We start from the raw sequence: 16,489 nt of genomic DNA, 5'->3' as shown, positions 1-16,489 counted from the left end.
AGTCCCCTCCGCCTTCTGACTGTATACCCTTGGAGGATTACTCCTCACCAGGTTCCCCGCAAGAGCCCTCTAGCTCTCCATCCATCATATGTCCCTGCGCCCGTTTTGACACGAAGAGAATGTGTTTTTGTAAAAAAAGGGCAAGTTCCCCATGCGGCGGGATGAGCGCATTCATAGAATACCTCAGCATGTTCATCCCGAAGGGGGCTGCCCATTATGGACTATACTGGTTTATTGCATCAATTGATTGACGGAATGCGACGCCCTGAACCAGAACAGGGAGGGCGATACTTGATCCGATTTGCCAAACCGCAGCAGTACGAGGCCTGTCTCGTAGAATTGTCTCGAATGCGGAATGAATTCACCGACCTTGGGGCTGTCCGTTCCTCGCGACTGGCTCGTTCCATTATCGCTCCAGTCCAACGCCCGGATGAACTATACCGCTATGGGGATGAAATTACGATTGAAGCAGACGTACCTATCTCCCTTCATGCCACCGCACTCCACAGCAAACCGAGCAATGCTCAAGGCATACCCTGGGGAGTGAAGCAGATTCGGGCGCCCAAAGTATGGTCTGTGTCTACCGGACACCGGATTAAAATCGGTGTGATTGATACAGGTGCTGATTATCACCATCCTGATCTTCGTTATTCCCTGGCACGCGGAATCAATCTGTTAAACCGCAGTCTGCTTCCTCATGATGATAACGGACACGGCACCCACATTGCAGGGACTATCGCTGCTGCCAACAGTACTGCAGGCATGATTGGTGTAGCTCCACGCTCCCTGATCTATCCGGTGAAAGCATTTGACCACAACGGATCGGCTTATGTATCCGACATTGTACTTGGCATCGACTGGTGTGTACGTAACAAGGTCGATATCATCAATATGAGCTTTGGCATGAAAACACGCAGCAAGGCGCTTCTTGACGTTGTCAATCGTGCATACCATGCTGGAATCGTCATTGTTGCTTCGTCAGGAAATGACGGCAAACGCCGCAGTATTGATTATCCGGCAAGGTATCCGCAAACCATATCCGTTGGGGCAACCGACAAAAACAGACGTATTGCGTCCTTCAGCAATCGTGGCGCATATGTGGATGTCTATGCACCCGGTGATAAGATTGTCTCCTCCTGGGTACAAGGCAAGCATCACGAGATGAGCGGCACATCCATGGCGACGTCCCATGTGAGTGGCGCTATCGCCTTGCTGCTTTCAAAACATCCGGGTTTGTCCCCCAGCGAAATCAAGACACTCGTCAAACGTGCTACGATCCCGCTGCGCGCCCGCAAGACCACCACCGCAAAAAGCAAGGTGCGAGGTGGTGAGATTGATGCCCTGAAGCTAATGCAGGAGGGCGGGGAGTGAGCCAGCTCTGCCAGCCGTCAGCAGCATTTGATTGAGGCTCGTGGCGAAACGCAGTAGCCCGACCCAGGCAGTACGCATGAGGGAGTATTACGTAGTGGCTGAGACTCTAGGTTACGCCCGCTGTGATGTCAGGGCAGGCTAGTGTACCTTGGACCAGGCATTTCGTTTTCTTCAACTCCGGGTACACAACAAAAAAAGTCTCCATGTACCACGTTGAAGACACTCAACGTGGACATGGAGACTTTTTGCCTTAGGCAGAGCGGCGGTAGGCCGCGAGCCTGGAATTTACATTTTGTCAGGAGCTGTTACGCCTACCAGACGAAGCGCCGTTGCGATAACGGTACGTACAGCACCGATCAGCGCAAGACGTGCTTGAGTTTGCTGCGCATCTTCCGTAATGACACGTTCTGCACGGTAGTAGCTGTGGAACAGGGATGCCAGCTCGTATACATAACGGATGATACGATGTGGCGCATATCCTGTTGCCGCTGCCGAGATTTCTTCAGGCAGCTCTCCCATTTTGCGGAGAAGATCATACTCGTGCTCTGTTGTCAGCTTGGACAGGTCAATCTGTGCCAGTGGCAGCAGTTCAATACCTTGTTCTTCAGCCTGACGGTATACGCTGCATACACGTGCATGCGCGTATTGTACGTAGAATACCGGATTCTCATTGGATGTCGAAATCGCAAGGTCCATGTCAAAGTCCAGATGGGAGTCCATGCTGCGCATTGTGAAGAAGTAACGAATGGCATCAATGCCGACTTCATCCATCAGGTCTTCCATCGTTACAGCTTTACCTGTACGCTTGGACATCTTCACTTTTTCACCGTTCTGGAACAAGCTCACCATCTGTGCAATCAAGACCACCAGTTTCTCAGGGTCATTACCCAGTGCTTGCATCGCGGCTTTCATCCGTGGAATATATCCATGGTGATCGGCACCCCAGATGTTGATCATCGTGTCGTATCCACGAGCATATTTGTCGCGGTGATAAGCAATATCTGGCGTCAGGTAAGTATACGTGCCATCGTTCTTGATCAATACACGTTCTTTGTCGTCACCGTACTGCATCGTTTTCAACCAAGTTGCTCCATCTTGCTCATAGATCTCATTGCGGTCACGCAATTCATCAAGTACTCGCAACACTTCTCCGTTGTCGTACAGGGAAGTTTCGCTGAACCAGATGTCAAAGTTAACACGGAAGCGATTCAAGTCACGTTTGATCTTGTCCAGTTCCTTCTCCAGGCCAAAGTCACGGAAATAAGCCGCACGGTCACCTGGATGCATGGACAGCAATTCGTCACCCTTTTCAGAAACAAGTTGCTTGGCGAATCCTTTAATATCTTCACCGTGATAACCGTCTTCAGGCATCTCAGCATCCTGACCCAGCTCTTGCAGATAACGAGCTTCAATGGAACGAGCCAGATTAAACACCTGATTACCTGCATCATTAATGTAGTATTCACGGGTTACATCATATCCTGCGTAGTCAAGGATGTTACATAGTGCATCACCTACAGCTGCTCCACGGGCATGACCCAGATGCAGGCTGCCTGTCGGGTTGGCACTGACAAACTCCATCTCGACTTTGCGTCCTTCTCCGATGTTAATTCTTCCGTAATCTTCCCCCTGCTCCTGCACAAGCGCAAGTACTGGATAAAGGTAACTCTTGTCCAATTTGAAGTTAATGAATCCTGGGCCCGCAATCTCAGCCTTCTCGATTCCGGCTTCAGCCAGATTCAGATTGGCAATGATCTCTTCAGCAATCTGACGCGGATTGCGCTTGGCAATCTTGGTCAGCTGCATGGCAGCATTGGTCGCCAAGTCCCCGTGTGTCTTCTCACGCGGCACTTCCAATGTGATGGCTGGCAATTCGTCCTGCGTAACAATTCCGGCCGCCACAATGGCGTTGCCGATGGCCGTACTTACCCGTTCGTTAATCGTATCTAGTGGATTACGTGTCATGAAATTGGTTCCTCCTGTATATGCAAACTAATCGCGAAATGTCCGGATTCTTCATCAAAGCGGTAAAAGTCGTAGCTCCACGCTGCGCGTGCGCTCAATCCCTGAATGGAAAGTTCCAGCTTCTGTGTATGCGTGGACAGGGCAAACGACATGTATGGTGATCGGTAGAAACCAGGAAGCTTCCGATTCAATTCAAAAGTCTGCTCCGATTCCACCTCACCATGACGTATAATCTTGATGGATTGTCCGCCCAGCTTCAATGTTGTACGGGTTGTGCCTCCCTCGGGTCCAACCTGCGGTTCTTCATAACGAACATAAAGAACCGACCCTTTTAACACAGCTTCACCCTGCATTTCCTGCAGCACATCTTCACCTTCATAACGGCTGTGCAGCCGGATGTGTACCGGTCGCATGTTCGACATGAATGTTAACCTCCATTATATTCGAGGCGACGCAAAATCAGGCACGGCCGGTGAGAACAGCCCTTCCCGTATTGTTGTGTCGCTATACGCGCTCATATTCCCGGATAGCTCGCTATCCTACACTCTACTGTATAACTATATCCAGTTCCCTCGCTCAATTCAAATCCAAATTCAGAGTTTTTTCCTCATCAAGCCAAAAAAGAAGAGCCGCACCTGTAAAGTGCAACTCCCTTTTGCTTCATTATAATAAGATTCGTTCATCCGATCAGGCCCATTGGGATTCATAAGGAAAAGGACATGTCGACTCACTCAGCTTCGCTCGCACCTGTACGAGACAACCACAATGCCGACAAGTTGTGCCATATTGCAATCCCGGACAGGCAGAGCAGATGGATAATCGCCGTTCATATTCCTCATCCTGTACCGTCGGACGCGAACGCGAGGCAATCTCCACAAGTCTGACCATTTTGGCATCGCTAATCTTCACATCGTACTGATCATTACAGCCCTTGCAAGGTTCCTGCCTTTTCATCATTAACCCTCAACAGCGATGACCCCAACCGATGCTGGAGGAAGAACAAAACGCAAGGTGTTATTCTCCAGTGTGAGTCCTTCCAACGCCACAGGCTGAACATGATTCGGCTGTTCAAAGGTATTGAATGCACCAAAATCAGTATGGTGCAGAATCTGCCCCGTTACTTTAGCCGCTTGAGCTGCGTCCAGCTGGCACACAACTTCCAACTCATCAGTATGACTCAGATTACAAGCTGTCACATGAATGACCCCATCCTTGTTGCGGGAGGCTGACAAGCTGAGCTGAGGAATGGTTTCTTCTCCGAAGGTATACCCAGGGCTTTCATAATTCAAATCCAGTCGCTGCGCATCCATATGAACCTGATACATATCAAATACATGATACGTAGGGGTCAGGAGCATTTTGTCCCCTTCCGTGAGCACAAGCGATTGAAGTACATTGACGATCTGCGCAAGATTTGCCATGTGTACCCGTTTATTATGTTGGTTGAAAATATTCAGGTTAACACCTGCAAGCACAGCGTCCCGCATCGTGTTCTGTTGATACAGGAATCCTGGATTGGTTCCCGGCTCAACGTTATACCACGTACCCCATTCATCCACAATAATGCCAACTCTGCCCTCTGGATCATATTTGTCCATAATCTCGGAGTGCTTCACCAGTAATTCATCCATATGGAGCGTCTTTTTCAAGGTGGTGAACCATTCAGCCTCACCAAATCCTGTAGCTGCACCTTTATCATTCCACTCTCCTGTAGGGATGGTGTAATAATGAAGACTAATCCCATCCATAAAGCGAGCAGCCTCCCGCATCAGGACTTCCATCCATTCATAGTTGCCTTCGTTGGGCCCACAAGCGATTTTATAAATCTCGTTCCCGGAATAGTTACGTACATATGTAGCATACCGGCGATATTCATCCGCATAATATTCAGGACGCATATTGCCGCCGCATCCCCAGTTCTCATTTCCCACGCCAAAATACTTCATTTTCCACGGTTCTTCCCTACCGTTACTCTTACGCCAGTTCGCCATCGGGGATTCGCCGTCAAACGTGATGTACTCCACCCATTCCTGCATCTCTTGCACTGTACCGCTACCCAGGTTGCCACTAATATATGGCTCCGTGCCGAGCAACTCACATAATCTCATGAATTCATGTGTACCAAAGTGATTGTTCTCTTCCACACCGCCCCAGTGTGTATTAATCATACGAGCACGCTCACTCTTCGGACCTACACCATCTTTCCAGTGATATTCATCGGCAAAACAACCGCCTGGCCAGCGAAGTACTGGAATATTAAGCTTCTGCAAGGCCGTCAATACATCATTTCGAATCCCATCCGTATTCGGAATGGGTGAATCTTCTCCTACCCACAGCCCCTCATAAATACAACGTCCCAAGTGTTCGGAAAAGTGACCATATATATTGCGATTTATTAATCCTTGATCTGAATCTGCCTTTAAAATAACATCAACCATGATTTCAACCCCCATAAATTTTATTGTTATCGCTTACAATAACTCGTTTTGGAGTAGGTTTCAACCGTTTTTATTTCTACACAAACAAGCCTCTTCCTGTGTAATTGATTAGGAAGAGGCTTGTTTGTTATAGAAATTCATGCAGAGGCATACCAAATTGATTTTTATTCATTTCTAATTTGGATTTGCTCGATTGTTATTTCAGAATAACAGGCTACTTAATCCTGCTCTGAAGGCAACAACATTTTTTGCGTCCACGTCGTTCCACCATCTGTAGTCTGATAGATCGCAGGAGAGTTATCACTTGTTACCACGAGCCAACCCGTCTTGGCCGATGGGAACGAGATACGAGAACTGTATCCCGGATCTTTCAGGTCAATATTTTTCCACGTGGAACCTTTATCATAAGAACGTCCAATACCCACTTTGCCAGCTGCGGGTGAACCTGCAGACAGATAAGCCGTCTGATTACCAATCAACGCCATGTTGCCGGGATGACCACCCGGGTTGGCTGGCCCGTTCCCTTTGCCCGTACTGTTTGTACCTGGTGCAGGACCTCCCCCTGCTGTGGATTGCGCAAATACTTGGGTCCAGTTCTTGCCTTGATTACCGCTCGCATAGAGGGAGTAGGATTGTTGGGACATGCCTGCATCACCATACAGAAGGGCCCATACTTGCTGGCCATGTGCATACAGATCCGCTCCGCTCCATGTGTCTGAGACAACTCGAAGAGAGGTGGTCCAGTTTTTGCCGCCATCACTCGTTTGCTTCAGATGATATCCCGATCCAGGTACAACCACGACGGCATACCCTTGTTTCTCTGTTGCAAAGGCAGCTGCACGCGTGTTGGCAGGTGTATTCATTTTACTCCAGGTTACCCCGCCATCCTTCGTCTGATATGCACCATTATAGGTGTAACCAAAACCTACATCTTTATTGCGAAAATCGATTCGCTTGAATTGAATGCCCGGTGTATCAATCCGCGTCCAGTGCGATCCCCCATCATTGGTACGGACCAGATAGGTTGCAGGTGAATCCTTCACTCGCGCCAGCGCATATCCGTTCATATTATTCGGAAAATCAAGCTGTGTGAATTGCCATTGGCCGGTATATATGGACTGCCACGTACATCCTGCATTCGAGGTGCCGATCAGGAAGCCCTCACCCCCAGCTCGTCCAGTCGTATCATTAAGAAAATCAATGTCCGTAAATTGCAGGTGTTGCTCTTCCACACCGCTACCCTTTTTCAATGTAGCAGATAGTCCATGATCTCCCTTTCCACATGCCTGTGAGGATGCGGCGTTAGCACCTGATAGCGTATGTACCGTACCCATCCCCCAAGCCAGCGTTAACGATAATGCGAGTGCACCAATCCGTTTCCATGTCATCGTACTCTTGGTTGTCATCGTAACACCTCCTTTTATGGTTTTACCCAAATATGATGGTTCTAACGTAACAATCTGATTAACCCCGATGACAATTTCGCAAGAAAAAAACCACCTTTACCCATGATTGGATCATGTAGGCAAGGGTGGTTCATCACCAAACATTGTGTACTCTAAGTTAAATGGGATACGTCACCACAGCAAGAATAACAAAACTGATACTTAATAAAAGGCATAAACTAAAATATATTTTGTTGTATTTATATTCACGAATACTATATGCAGCAAAAAGCATGGCCAGATCAGCCACTATCAACGTGAAGTTGAGAAATATCGTCACTGCTAATACAAAATTGATGACAAACACTATAAAAACTGCAGTTAGCCACTTGGGATACATACTCAATTGAGCCCGAATCACACGCATACACATTCACCTTCCTCTATTTCCATATTATACATAAATATTAAGATAGAGTCATACCAAGGCACGATATCTGCGTAAGAGGAGAGTCCATACTAACACATGAAATAAATGGTAGAGTCAGGGGAACATACGTGCTATAATTAATGTTATGGACTTTTGAATATCGGTGGATGTTTTCCCGACCACGGCGCAGCTTCCCGAAAAGGGGTGACGTCGATGGTCAAACTTGTGGCGTTGCTTGATGTAATCCGATGGATTGCTGCGATCCTCAGTATTGTACTGAGTGGGCGAAAGCTTTACCGTTGGTTGCGCAAAAAGTTTCGTAGCAAGCGAAAACCCACCTCATAAGGTTGGACGCCTGACGGTGGGTTTCGCTTGAATTGCATTATTTAGTTCATGCGCGCCGTGGCAATCCACAGCCTTTCGGGTCCTAAGAGTTTTTACCGTTGACGCGGTGAAGACTCTTTTTTAGTATATGACCGAACCCGATCACCATATACTTCACGAATGTAATATATCAATTAATATACTACTGAATACTTATGTAGTCAGTATAGCACAGCTCTGTCCAAAAGTTAACAATACAAAAACGCCCTCCCCTGCGCAAATCTGAAACCGCGCAGACAGAGAGCGTTATAATTATCGATTATTCTGTGATTATTTCACGAATCCAAGCAGCATTTCACGGATCAGCTTCGCAGCTACAATCTGTGTCTGTTGTGTTGGATCATAGATTGGTGCAACTTCAACCAAGTCACAACCAACTACATTTACATCAGATCCCGCGATCATATGAATGGCTTCAAGCAGTTCCTTGGACGTAATACCGCCCGCCTCTGCTGTACCTGTTCCTGGTGCTGCTGACGGATCAAGCACATCAATGTCGATGGTCACATACACCGGACGGTTGCCCATCTTCGGAAGAGCTTCCTTCATCGGAGCTGCCACTTCAAATGGATAGAAGTTGATGTTCTCGCGACCATACTGGAACTCCTCACGGGAACCGGAACGGATACCGAACTGATAGATGTTTTGGCCACCCATCAACTCAGCTGCTTTACGCACTGGTGTGGAGTGGGACAATGGCTCGCCTTCATAGTTTTCACGAAGGTCAGCGTGTGCATCAATATGAATCAGGATAAGATCCGGGTATTTCTTGTACATCTGTTGGATGACTGGCCAAGTAACCAGATGCTCACCACCGAGACCAACTGGGAATTTGTCGTCAGCAAGCAGACTTCCGATGTATTCATGAATTACCTCAAGGCTGCGTCCCGCGTTACCGAAAGGCAAAAGCAGGTCTCCAGCGTCAAAGTATGTCATGTCTACAATGCTTTTGTCGAGATATGGGCTGTACTCTTCAAGTCCAACCGATGCCTGACGGATATGAGATGGGCCGAAACGGGAACCCGGACGGAAGCTGACAGTGTAATCCATCGGCATGCCATAGATAACCGCTTTGGAGTTCTCATAATCCTCAGAGCTGCAAATAAATACGTTTCCTGAATAAGCTTGATCCAGTTTCATTAATGATTTCCCCTTTTATTTCGTTAAATCTTCCACGAATTTAGGAAGTACAAATGCTGCTTTGTGCAGACGCGGAGAGTAATACTTGGTATCCATCTCCGGGATTTGAGTCTCATCCACTTCGAGCGGGTCATGTTTCTTGCTGCCCATAGTGAATGTCCACAAACCACTTGGATAGGTTGGAATATTACAGCCGTACACATGTACGATCGGGAAGATTTCTTTGACGTCTTTGTTCACCTTCTGGATCAGATCCGCCTTGAACCAAGGGTTGTCCGTTTGGGCAACGAAGATTCCGTCTTCTTTCAATGCTTCGTAGATGCCTTGATAGAACCCACGCTCAAATAATGGCGCAGCCGGGCCTACAGGCTCCGTAGAGTCTACGATGATCACATCGTATTCATTTTTATGTTCAATAATATGCATGTAGCCGTCGTTTACGAGCACTTCAACATTAGGCTCGTCCAACTTGCCGGCGATTTCAGGCAAATATTTTTTGGAGTATTCAATAACTTTACCGTCAATTTCGACGAGAACTGCTTTTTCTACAGCAGCATGTTTAATGACTTCACGAATGACTCCGCCATCGCCGCCACCGACAACCAGAACTTTTTTCGGATTCGGGTGAGTGTTCAGCGCAGGGTGTGCCGCCATTTCGTGATATACGAATTCGTCTTTTACAGTCGTCATCACCATGCCATCAAGAAGCAACATGTTACCGAATTCTTCGGTCTCTACCATGGCCAAATCTTGAAAATCCGTTTTCTCTGTAACATAGGTCTGCTTAATCTTCGCGGTGATCCCGAATACCGGGGTCTGTTTCTCCGTAAACCACAATTCCATAATCTCTACCTTCTTTCCGTAAAGTTAATGATCAGCCATACCCGACCAAGTGTTGTGCACTATAATCGGTTCGCCCAAGCACGTCCAGCGTTCGGCGCCATATCGCATTATCATTGCTGGCCTGCGGGAAAGGTCCGCGGTTCACTTCATTATATAGATTAAATTGACCTGAGCGTGCAGAGCGTCTGACTAATCAATGAATCAATGACTATTCGCCTGTTCGTCCTTACGCGCTTTAGTATCTTGTGCCGAATCTTACCTTTTCATTACCCTTTTGCATTATACGCGATTGACGTTTATACTGCAAAACGGTTTTTCCGACGAAAATGCTACATTTTGATTGCTTATGCACCCGATTGAATATCCCTGCCAATCAAGTCCCATACTGGAAGAAAAGAGAGGAGCCCGTTCCATGACCAAGCCAAATCAAAAGACCCGCAAACGCGGGTTCCGTGTACGTAAATTGTTTAAAAACCTGTCTCTGCTCGCCGTGCTCGCCATACTTGCTACCGCTGCAGGATTGGTCTATCTATACGCAACCAGCCTGCCCCTAGCAGACTCTGATCGGAATTCCAGATTACTGGACAGTCAAGGTGAAGTCATCGCTACCTTCTCTGCAGGTGGCAAAGACTCTGTACCCGTTCAACTGGAGGATATCGCTCCAGATCTGGTCAATGCCACTCTGGCTGTAGAGGACCGCAAATTCTATAATCACTACGGGTTCGACGTGCAAGGGATGGGACGGGCTGTGCTCGTTAACCTCGAACATATGCAGATGTCGCAGGGTGCGAGTACATTGACTCAACAGCTGGCGCGTAACCTGTATCTGTCTCATGAGAAAACATGGACTCGCAAAGCCAAGGAAGCCATGTACACGGCGCAATTGGAGATGAAATACAGCAAAGATGAAATTTTGCAGATGTATCTGAACGAAATCTATTATGGGCATGGTGCGTACGGAATCGAAGCGGCTTCACGAATGTATTTTGGCAAATCAGCCAAACAGTTGGATCTTGCAGAGAGTGCCATGTTGGCAGGAATCCCGAAAGGACCTACCTACTATTCACCCTATAACCATATGAAGAATGCCAAAGACCGACAGAAGATTGTGCTGAATGCCATGGCTGATATCGGCAAGATCACCCAGGCCGAAGCGGATAAGGCCTATGAGAAAATGCTATCGTTCAAACCGGAAAGCGAGCGTAAAACGGTGGAAAGCGCCCCTTATTTCCGTGACTATATCCGGAATCTGGCGATCAAAGAGTTGGGAATCAGTGAAGCGATGCTGGATCATGGGGGATTGAACATCTACACCACCCTGGATCTGCGTGTTCAAAAAGCAGCTGAAGACGCCATAGCGAAGGGTATGGATGCCAAAAGTGAGCTGGAGACGGCTCTGGTGTCCATCGACCCTCGGACGGGCTACATCAAAGCCATGGTGGGCGGCAAGAATTATCGCACCAATCAGATTAACCATGTTCTGGCGACAACGCGCCAGCCAGGTTCGGCGTTTAAACCGATTATGTATCTGGCAGCCCTGGAATCCAAGCAGCTCACCAGTGCATCCATATTTAACAGTGAACCTACCCTGTTTCACTATGACAATGACCGCAAAACCTATAAACCCGGCAACTTTGGAGACAAGTATCTGGGTGAGATTGATCTAAGGCAAGCGATCGCCGCTTCAGACAACATCTATGCGGTGAACACCATTATGCAGATCGGTCCTGAGCAGGTTGTGAGTATGGCAAAAAACCTCGGCATTACAAGCAACCTGAGCGCCGTACCTTCTCTTGCACTGGGAACGTCACCTGTCAGCCCGTTGGAGATGGCGTCGGCCTTTTCCGTCATTGCTGCTGGTGGACAACGGACGCCACCTGTCGCCATTCTGCAAGTGACGGATGCCGCAGGACGTGTGCTCTATGAATCGCCTCAAACCAAGGCTGAGACCGTTGTGGAACCTGCAGCAGCTTATGTCCTGACTCGTTTAATGGAAAGTGTCTTCGAAAATGGAGGAACGGGCAACCGGGTGTCTAAGGCGATTAAACGTCCGGTAGCCGGAAAAACTGGCACAACCAATACAGATGCCTGGTTGGTTGGATTCACACCGGAGCTCTCCACCGCGGTATGGGTTGGTTACGACCAAGGCAAAGCCATCTCCACTTCGGATGGCCGCCGGGCTGCGCCGATCTTTGCCCAGTTCACAGAGCAGGCACTTGCGAGCGTACCACCCAAAATCTTCACCGTGCCTGATCATGTCGTAAGTGTATATATTGACCCGGAATCCGGCAAGCTGGCAGGCAACGGTTGCGAAGAGAAACGATTGGAAGTTTTTATTGATGGTACTGAACCGACAGAGGTATGTCATGGTACGAAGGATGATTCGGATTCTGGAGAAGATGAGAAGACCCGTCAGGTACAGAATCAACAAGGCATACAGGAAGAGAAACATTCCTGGTGGGGAGATTTCAAACGTTGGTGGGTAGAATGACGCAAATACGCGATGACTTAGTTACGTCACCTATGACCCCTGGTTATATTAAGCATTTGGAAATTCACTTCGGATGAAAACTCATAATTATTCAGATCGTTGAATACGATTAATGCACAAGCAAAAGACCCCCAACCGAACTTTCCGGTCGAGGGGCCTTTTGTTTTTTTCTTTTATACTGTGTTGAATGATCTGCCTTAGGCGAGTGCTTCTTTCAATTCATCTGGAGAAGCATTCCACCATTCTTCGTTGTGTGAGATCAACAGTGTCTTAAGTGCAGCTCGAGCTTCGGGTCCAAGCTCATCCAGCATGAAGCGACGCTTCAAGGCATAATCCATGCGATTCACATGTTCCGCCAGCAGTTTCCATCCACGTCTTGCTTCCGTATCAATCCACATCTCACATGCCGTTGCTCCACCATACAGTTGGCCTTCCTCCGTGCGATCGACAGCTACCCACACCAGCCATACCTGGCGTCCGTTGGGCACATCTTCACGATTGGTAGAGAACTTGATATTGCGTTCCACCTTGCTCTTCGCATGCATCGCACCGATATCGATTTTGGCCTCTCCATTATCAATAATGACCGGGGAAAGGTTATTCAGATCAATGGAGCCTGCACCGAAGCCTTTATGCTTGCTTTTTGCACTAACGATATTCAAGGCAATCTGTTTTTTGCCGTTTTGCTCGTTTTGGTCCATGTTTATAACCTCCAAGGGTTGATACAAATATTTTAACTAATAATTGTCCCATTGCAAACATATACATGCTTTAGATGCTTGTCAACGGGAGGTATTTAACGATGATTCCACGACGCGCCAAGAGCTGGCTCACTGCATCCCTGGCCCTGTGTGTACTTGCCGGAGGGATATGGATCACTCTGGGTTATAATCGCTCAACTCATTCCGAATTGCCAGTACTCGCCCCCGAATCGGGCAAGCCCAAGGCAATAGCTCCAACCCCAGCACCTCCAGAAAGTGTACAGACCCCTACAGCCGAAGTGTACAGCAACCGTGTTGTGGAATATCACATGGATGTGAAGCTGGTCGATGGAAACGTATTGAAAGGGACTCAGACGATCACCTGGACTCATCCAGGCAAAAAAACCGTCAGCGAGCTTTACTTTCATATGTATCCCAACGCTTTCTCTTCTGCTGACACCACCTTTATGAAGGAATCCGGTGGAAAGCTTCGGGGTGATGTCATGCCTACCAATGGTTATGGTTCCATGAACATTACCGAAATGAAAACGGAGGACGGGCTCTCTCTGCTGCACCGGATGCAGTATGTGCAACCAGATGACGGAAATATCAAGGACACCACCCTCATTAAAGTACGCCTGCCCAAACCCGTCAAAGGCGGGGAAAGTATCACACTCCACACCCGATTTGAAGTGAATCTGCCAAAGATTTTTGCCCGGATGGGAACTGCTGATCATTTTGTCATGGCAGGTCAATGGTTTCCCAAATTAAGTGCCTATGAACCTGTGGGCAGACGTGGACGAACAACGGAAGGCTGGAATCTGCACCAGTACCATGGCAATTCAGAGTTTTACGCTGACTTCGGTATATATAGTGTACGTATTCGGGTGCCTGAAACATACAAAGTGGCTGCTACCGGATTTCCAACGCAGCAAGCTGTGGTGAAGAATGGAGAAAAGGTCTATCAATTCTATGCCGATGATGTACATGATTTTGCCTGGGCAGCTTCACCGGATTTTGTCTACGCCGAGGAACCCTTCTCTGCACCCAATGTGCCTGGTGTACGAATCAAGTTATATTTGGACCCTGCTCATCAGGATCTAAAAGAACGTTATTTCCATGCCGCGAAGGCCGCACTAGCCAATTATAGCAAATGGTTTGGCCCATATCCTTACGCTACCTTATCCATCGTTGTTCCACCCAAAGCGGGGAACGGTGCTGGAGGTATGGAATACCCTACGCTAGTTACGGCCTTTGGAGCCGATGATACTACCCCAGGTTATGACCTGGAACGTACCGTAGTCCACGAGATTGGACACCAGTACTTCTACGGCATGGTTGCCAGCAACGAATTCGAAGAAGCCTGGCTGGATGAGGGATTCACCTCATATGCAGAAGACAAACTGATGGAGCAGGAATACGGATTGATTCCGAATCTGCCGGTACAATCGGGACTGATTACGTCTCCTTCATCCTTAACACAAGAATCCTGGAAGTTCGATTCACAGAATGAGTATGCAGCCAATGTCTATACACGTGGCAAGCTTGTATTGCTTGGTATCGAACATCAAGTCGGCACAAAAAAGATGGAACGCATTCTCTCTACCTATGTGAAGAAGTACCGCTTCAAACATCCCACTTCGGCTGATTTTCAAAACGTTGTGGAACAAGTGACCCGCACTTCCTGGTCTGATTATTTTGACCAATACGTCTATGGTAACGGAATGGCTGACTTTGCTGTAGAGAAGATTCGTGTTACGCCTGTACAGAAAGACGGCCAAACATTGTACGAGTCATCCGTGACGATCGCAAAAAGAGGGAGTGATTACAACGCCGTTCCTGTTCGAATTGCTTTTGAAGATGGACATATCCTCACCAAGCAATGGGATGGCAAAGAAGACCGCATTACCTATAAATTAACTCACACATCCCCCGTATCCTGGGCCATGACCGATCCCCTGTACACGATCGTGCTGGAGAACCGCCATATGAACAATTTCCTGAAATCCGGACTGGATGAGCGGGCGAAGTCCCGCTGGAGCATGAGTGTAACCAAACTAATAGAAGCCATATTCGGAGGTCTGTCATGGTGAGGTGGAAACGGTGAAAGCGAAAATACGTGAAGGCTGGTTTCTCGTCCGTCAGCATATGTTCATTGCCGCACTCTTATTTCTCTATCAACTCATTTGGGGATATTTCTTCTATCGAATGGTACAATCGGCTGTCATCCCACTGCTCCTGCGCTATCCAGATGCTGATGCAGGGGAGCTGAGTACACTTTTGTTCAAAATGGAAAGTCAACTTAACCTGTCTACCCATCCGGAGGTTCATCGTTATCTATGGATTCTAGGGGGCATGCTGCTGGTTCGCATGTTGATCAGCCCCCTCATTCAGGCAGGACTGCTCTACTCACTTCAGCACTTTAATTCTACAGAAGAGCGCATCCCCTTTGTCCGCGGAATCAAAAATCTGTGGAAACCGATGCTGCTGCTCCACACCATACGTACTTTATTGATACTTCTGCCCGCCTACTGGCTCATACCGAAGCTCTACTCGATTCTCATGGACGGATTTCATTCCCTTCAATTACTTTTGCCTGGTATACCTTATGTTGCTGCCTGGATTGTATATGGTTGGATCATCCACCATGCCATACTCTACATGCAGTTCGGTGTGTCGGCACCAGAAGGAGAAGGCGGGGCTCACGGTACTCTCAAAGCACTCTGGATTGCACTGCGTCATCTCACCGCTGTAATCGGCATTGCACTCCTGCTGGGCGGAGTACACCTGCTCGTCTTTGGGGCATTCACTTCAGCCTCATGGTTATTAACGGGACTTACCGGACTTATACTACAACAGACGTATCCACTTGCCAGATGTCTATTAAGTCTGTGGAAAATATGCAGCCATTTCCGATTATGGCAGTCCAAAATATCCAAAGGTGAGAGCACATAGTTTAAAAATTGTTACCATCACATGTTAAACTCATGGCCTAATATGTACTTATAAATAGGCAAACCTCAACCTTTCCCCGTCAAAGGTCGAGGTTTTTTTTGCTAAATTTGTTGCTAAACGTTGCCAAAGCCGTACTCCTCTGTTACAATAATCGCAGTGAGTTTTTAGTAACAACTTTGTAATCTTTACATTCATATTTGTAACTACTTAAAATTAAATCGTCATTTCTTGATTTCGCAGGTGCATAACTAGCATAGCCAAATTCCTGGCACCTGGGAAGCGGGGGAACCAGTTATGGGTGAATTGATCTTGCTACAGAGGGATCATAGGGGACCTTCAACCGAATCCTTAAGCTAACCTCGCAGGCGTTGGAAGGGGAATATCTC

At 47.8% G+C, this 16,489-nt stretch carries 13 protein-coding genes and 1 riboswitch; of the genes, 5 read left to right on the top strand and 8 right to left on the bottom strand.

The window, feature by feature from the left end:
• Nucleotides 1–216 precede the first annotated feature (216 nt).
• Nucleotides 217–1,371, top strand: coding sequence for a S8 family peptidase (locus J2X75_RS29835; RefSeq protein ID WP_310343204.1), 1,155 nt, complete (start codon nucleotides 217–219; stop codon nucleotides 1,369–1,371).
• A 285-nt stretch (nucleotides 1,372–1,656) separates the two neighbouring features.
• On the opposite strand, the gene argS is transcribed toward J2X75_RS29835, so the two are convergent.
• From argS to J2X75_RS29810, 5 genes are all read right to left on the bottom strand, one after another.
• The gene (gene argS, locus J2X75_RS29830) at nucleotides 1,657–3,336 is read right to left on the bottom strand and encodes an arginine--tRNA ligase (protein WP_310343201.1); all 1,680 of its coding nucleotides are present in this window, start codon (nucleotides 3,334–3,336) and stop codon (nucleotides 1,657–1,659) included.
• On the bottom strand, nucleotides 3,333–3,758 hold the full coding sequence (locus J2X75_RS29825; protein ID WP_017691299.1) for a YwiB family protein: 426 nt from the start codon (nucleotides 3,756–3,758) through the stop codon (nucleotides 3,333–3,335). Before J2X75_RS29825 ends, argS begins: the two co-directional genes overlap by 4 nt.
• Before the next feature lie 265 nt (nucleotides 3,759–4,023).
• Nucleotides 4,024–4,293, bottom strand: coding sequence for a DUF6171 family protein (locus J2X75_RS29820; RefSeq protein WP_310343196.1), 270 nt, complete (start codon nucleotides 4,291–4,293; stop codon nucleotides 4,024–4,026).
• Nucleotides 4,293–5,774, bottom strand: coding sequence for an alpha-N-arabinofuranosidase (locus J2X75_RS29815; RefSeq protein WP_310343193.1), 1,482 nt, complete (start codon nucleotides 5,772–5,774; stop codon nucleotides 4,293–4,295). The genes J2X75_RS29820 and J2X75_RS29815 overlap by 1 nt, the downstream gene beginning before the upstream one ends.
• A gap of 218 nt (nucleotides 5,775–5,992) precedes the next feature.
• Nucleotides 5,993–7,180, bottom strand: a complete 1,188-nt coding sequence (locus tag J2X75_RS29810) for a WD40/YVTN/BNR-like repeat-containing protein (RefSeq protein WP_310343190.1) — start codon at nucleotides 7,178–7,180, stop codon at nucleotides 5,993–5,995.
• Nucleotides 7,181–7,802: 622 nt separating this feature from the next.
• On the opposite strand from J2X75_RS29810, the gene J2X75_RS29805 reads away from it, so the two are divergent.
• Nucleotides 7,803–7,934 carry a hypothetical protein gene (locus J2X75_RS29805; RefSeq protein WP_017691304.1) on the top strand — a complete coding sequence of 44 codons (132 nt, stop codon included), beginning with the start codon at nucleotides 7,803–7,805 and terminating at the stop codon, nucleotides 7,932–7,934.
• Between the two features lie 309 nt (nucleotides 7,935–8,243).
• Here the strand turns inward: J2X75_RS29805 and speB are convergent, their stop codons facing one another.
• Both speB and speE read right to left on the bottom strand, forming a co-directional pair.
• Nucleotides 8,244–9,113 (bottom strand): agmatinase, encoded by an 870-nt coding sequence (gene speB / locus J2X75_RS29800; RefSeq protein ID WP_017691305.1) that lies wholly within the window; start codon nucleotides 9,111–9,113, stop codon nucleotides 8,244–8,246.
• A gap of 15 nt (nucleotides 9,114–9,128) precedes the next feature.
• Nucleotides 9,129–9,956 carry a polyamine aminopropyltransferase gene (speE, locus tag J2X75_RS29795; RefSeq protein ID WP_017691306.1) on the bottom strand — a complete coding sequence of 276 codons (828 nt, stop codon included), beginning with the start codon at nucleotides 9,954–9,956 and terminating at the stop codon, nucleotides 9,129–9,131.
• A gap of 412 nt (nucleotides 9,957–10,368) precedes the next feature.
• Between speE and J2X75_RS29790 the strand changes: the two genes are divergently transcribed.
• On the top strand, nucleotides 10,369–12,447 hold the full coding sequence (locus J2X75_RS29790) for a transglycosylase domain-containing protein (protein WP_310343184.1): 2,079 nt from the start codon (nucleotides 10,369–10,371) through the stop codon (nucleotides 12,445–12,447).
• A gap of 197 nt (nucleotides 12,448–12,644) precedes the next feature.
• Here J2X75_RS29790 and J2X75_RS29785 read toward each other — a convergent pair whose 3' ends face one another.
• Nucleotides 12,645–13,148: a YwhD family protein gene (locus tag J2X75_RS29785; RefSeq protein WP_124118860.1), complete on the bottom strand. Its 504-nt coding sequence runs from the start codon at nucleotides 13,146–13,148 to the stop codon at nucleotides 12,645–12,647.
• 101 nt (nucleotides 13,149–13,249) lie between these two features.
• Here J2X75_RS29785 and J2X75_RS29780 point away from each other — a divergent pair, with 101 nt between their 5' ends.
• Nucleotides 13,250–15,241: a M1 family metallopeptidase gene (locus tag J2X75_RS29780; RefSeq protein ID WP_310343180.1), complete on the top strand. Its 1,992-nt coding sequence runs from the start codon at nucleotides 13,250–13,252 to the stop codon at nucleotides 15,239–15,241.
• A 10-nt stretch (nucleotides 15,242–15,251) separates the two neighbouring features.
• A complete protein-coding gene (locus tag J2X75_RS29775) occupies nucleotides 15,252–16,103 on the top strand; it encodes a hypothetical protein (RefSeq protein WP_307540811.1) in 852 nt (283 codons plus the stop codon).
• A gap of 245 nt (nucleotides 16,104–16,348) precedes the next feature.
• Nucleotides 16,349–16,486: riboswitch (cyclic di-AMP (ydaO/yuaA leader) on the top strand.
• The last annotated feature ends 3 nt before the right edge of the window (nucleotides 16,487–16,489 follow it).

Source organism: Paenibacillus sp. 2003 (assembly GCF_031455635.1).
GTDB lineage: Bacteria > Bacillota > Bacilli > Paenibacillales > Paenibacillaceae > Paenibacillus > Paenibacillus amylolyticus_B.
Note: the sequence above shows the minus strand (reverse complement) of the source record. Positions and strands in the feature narration are given on the sequence as shown.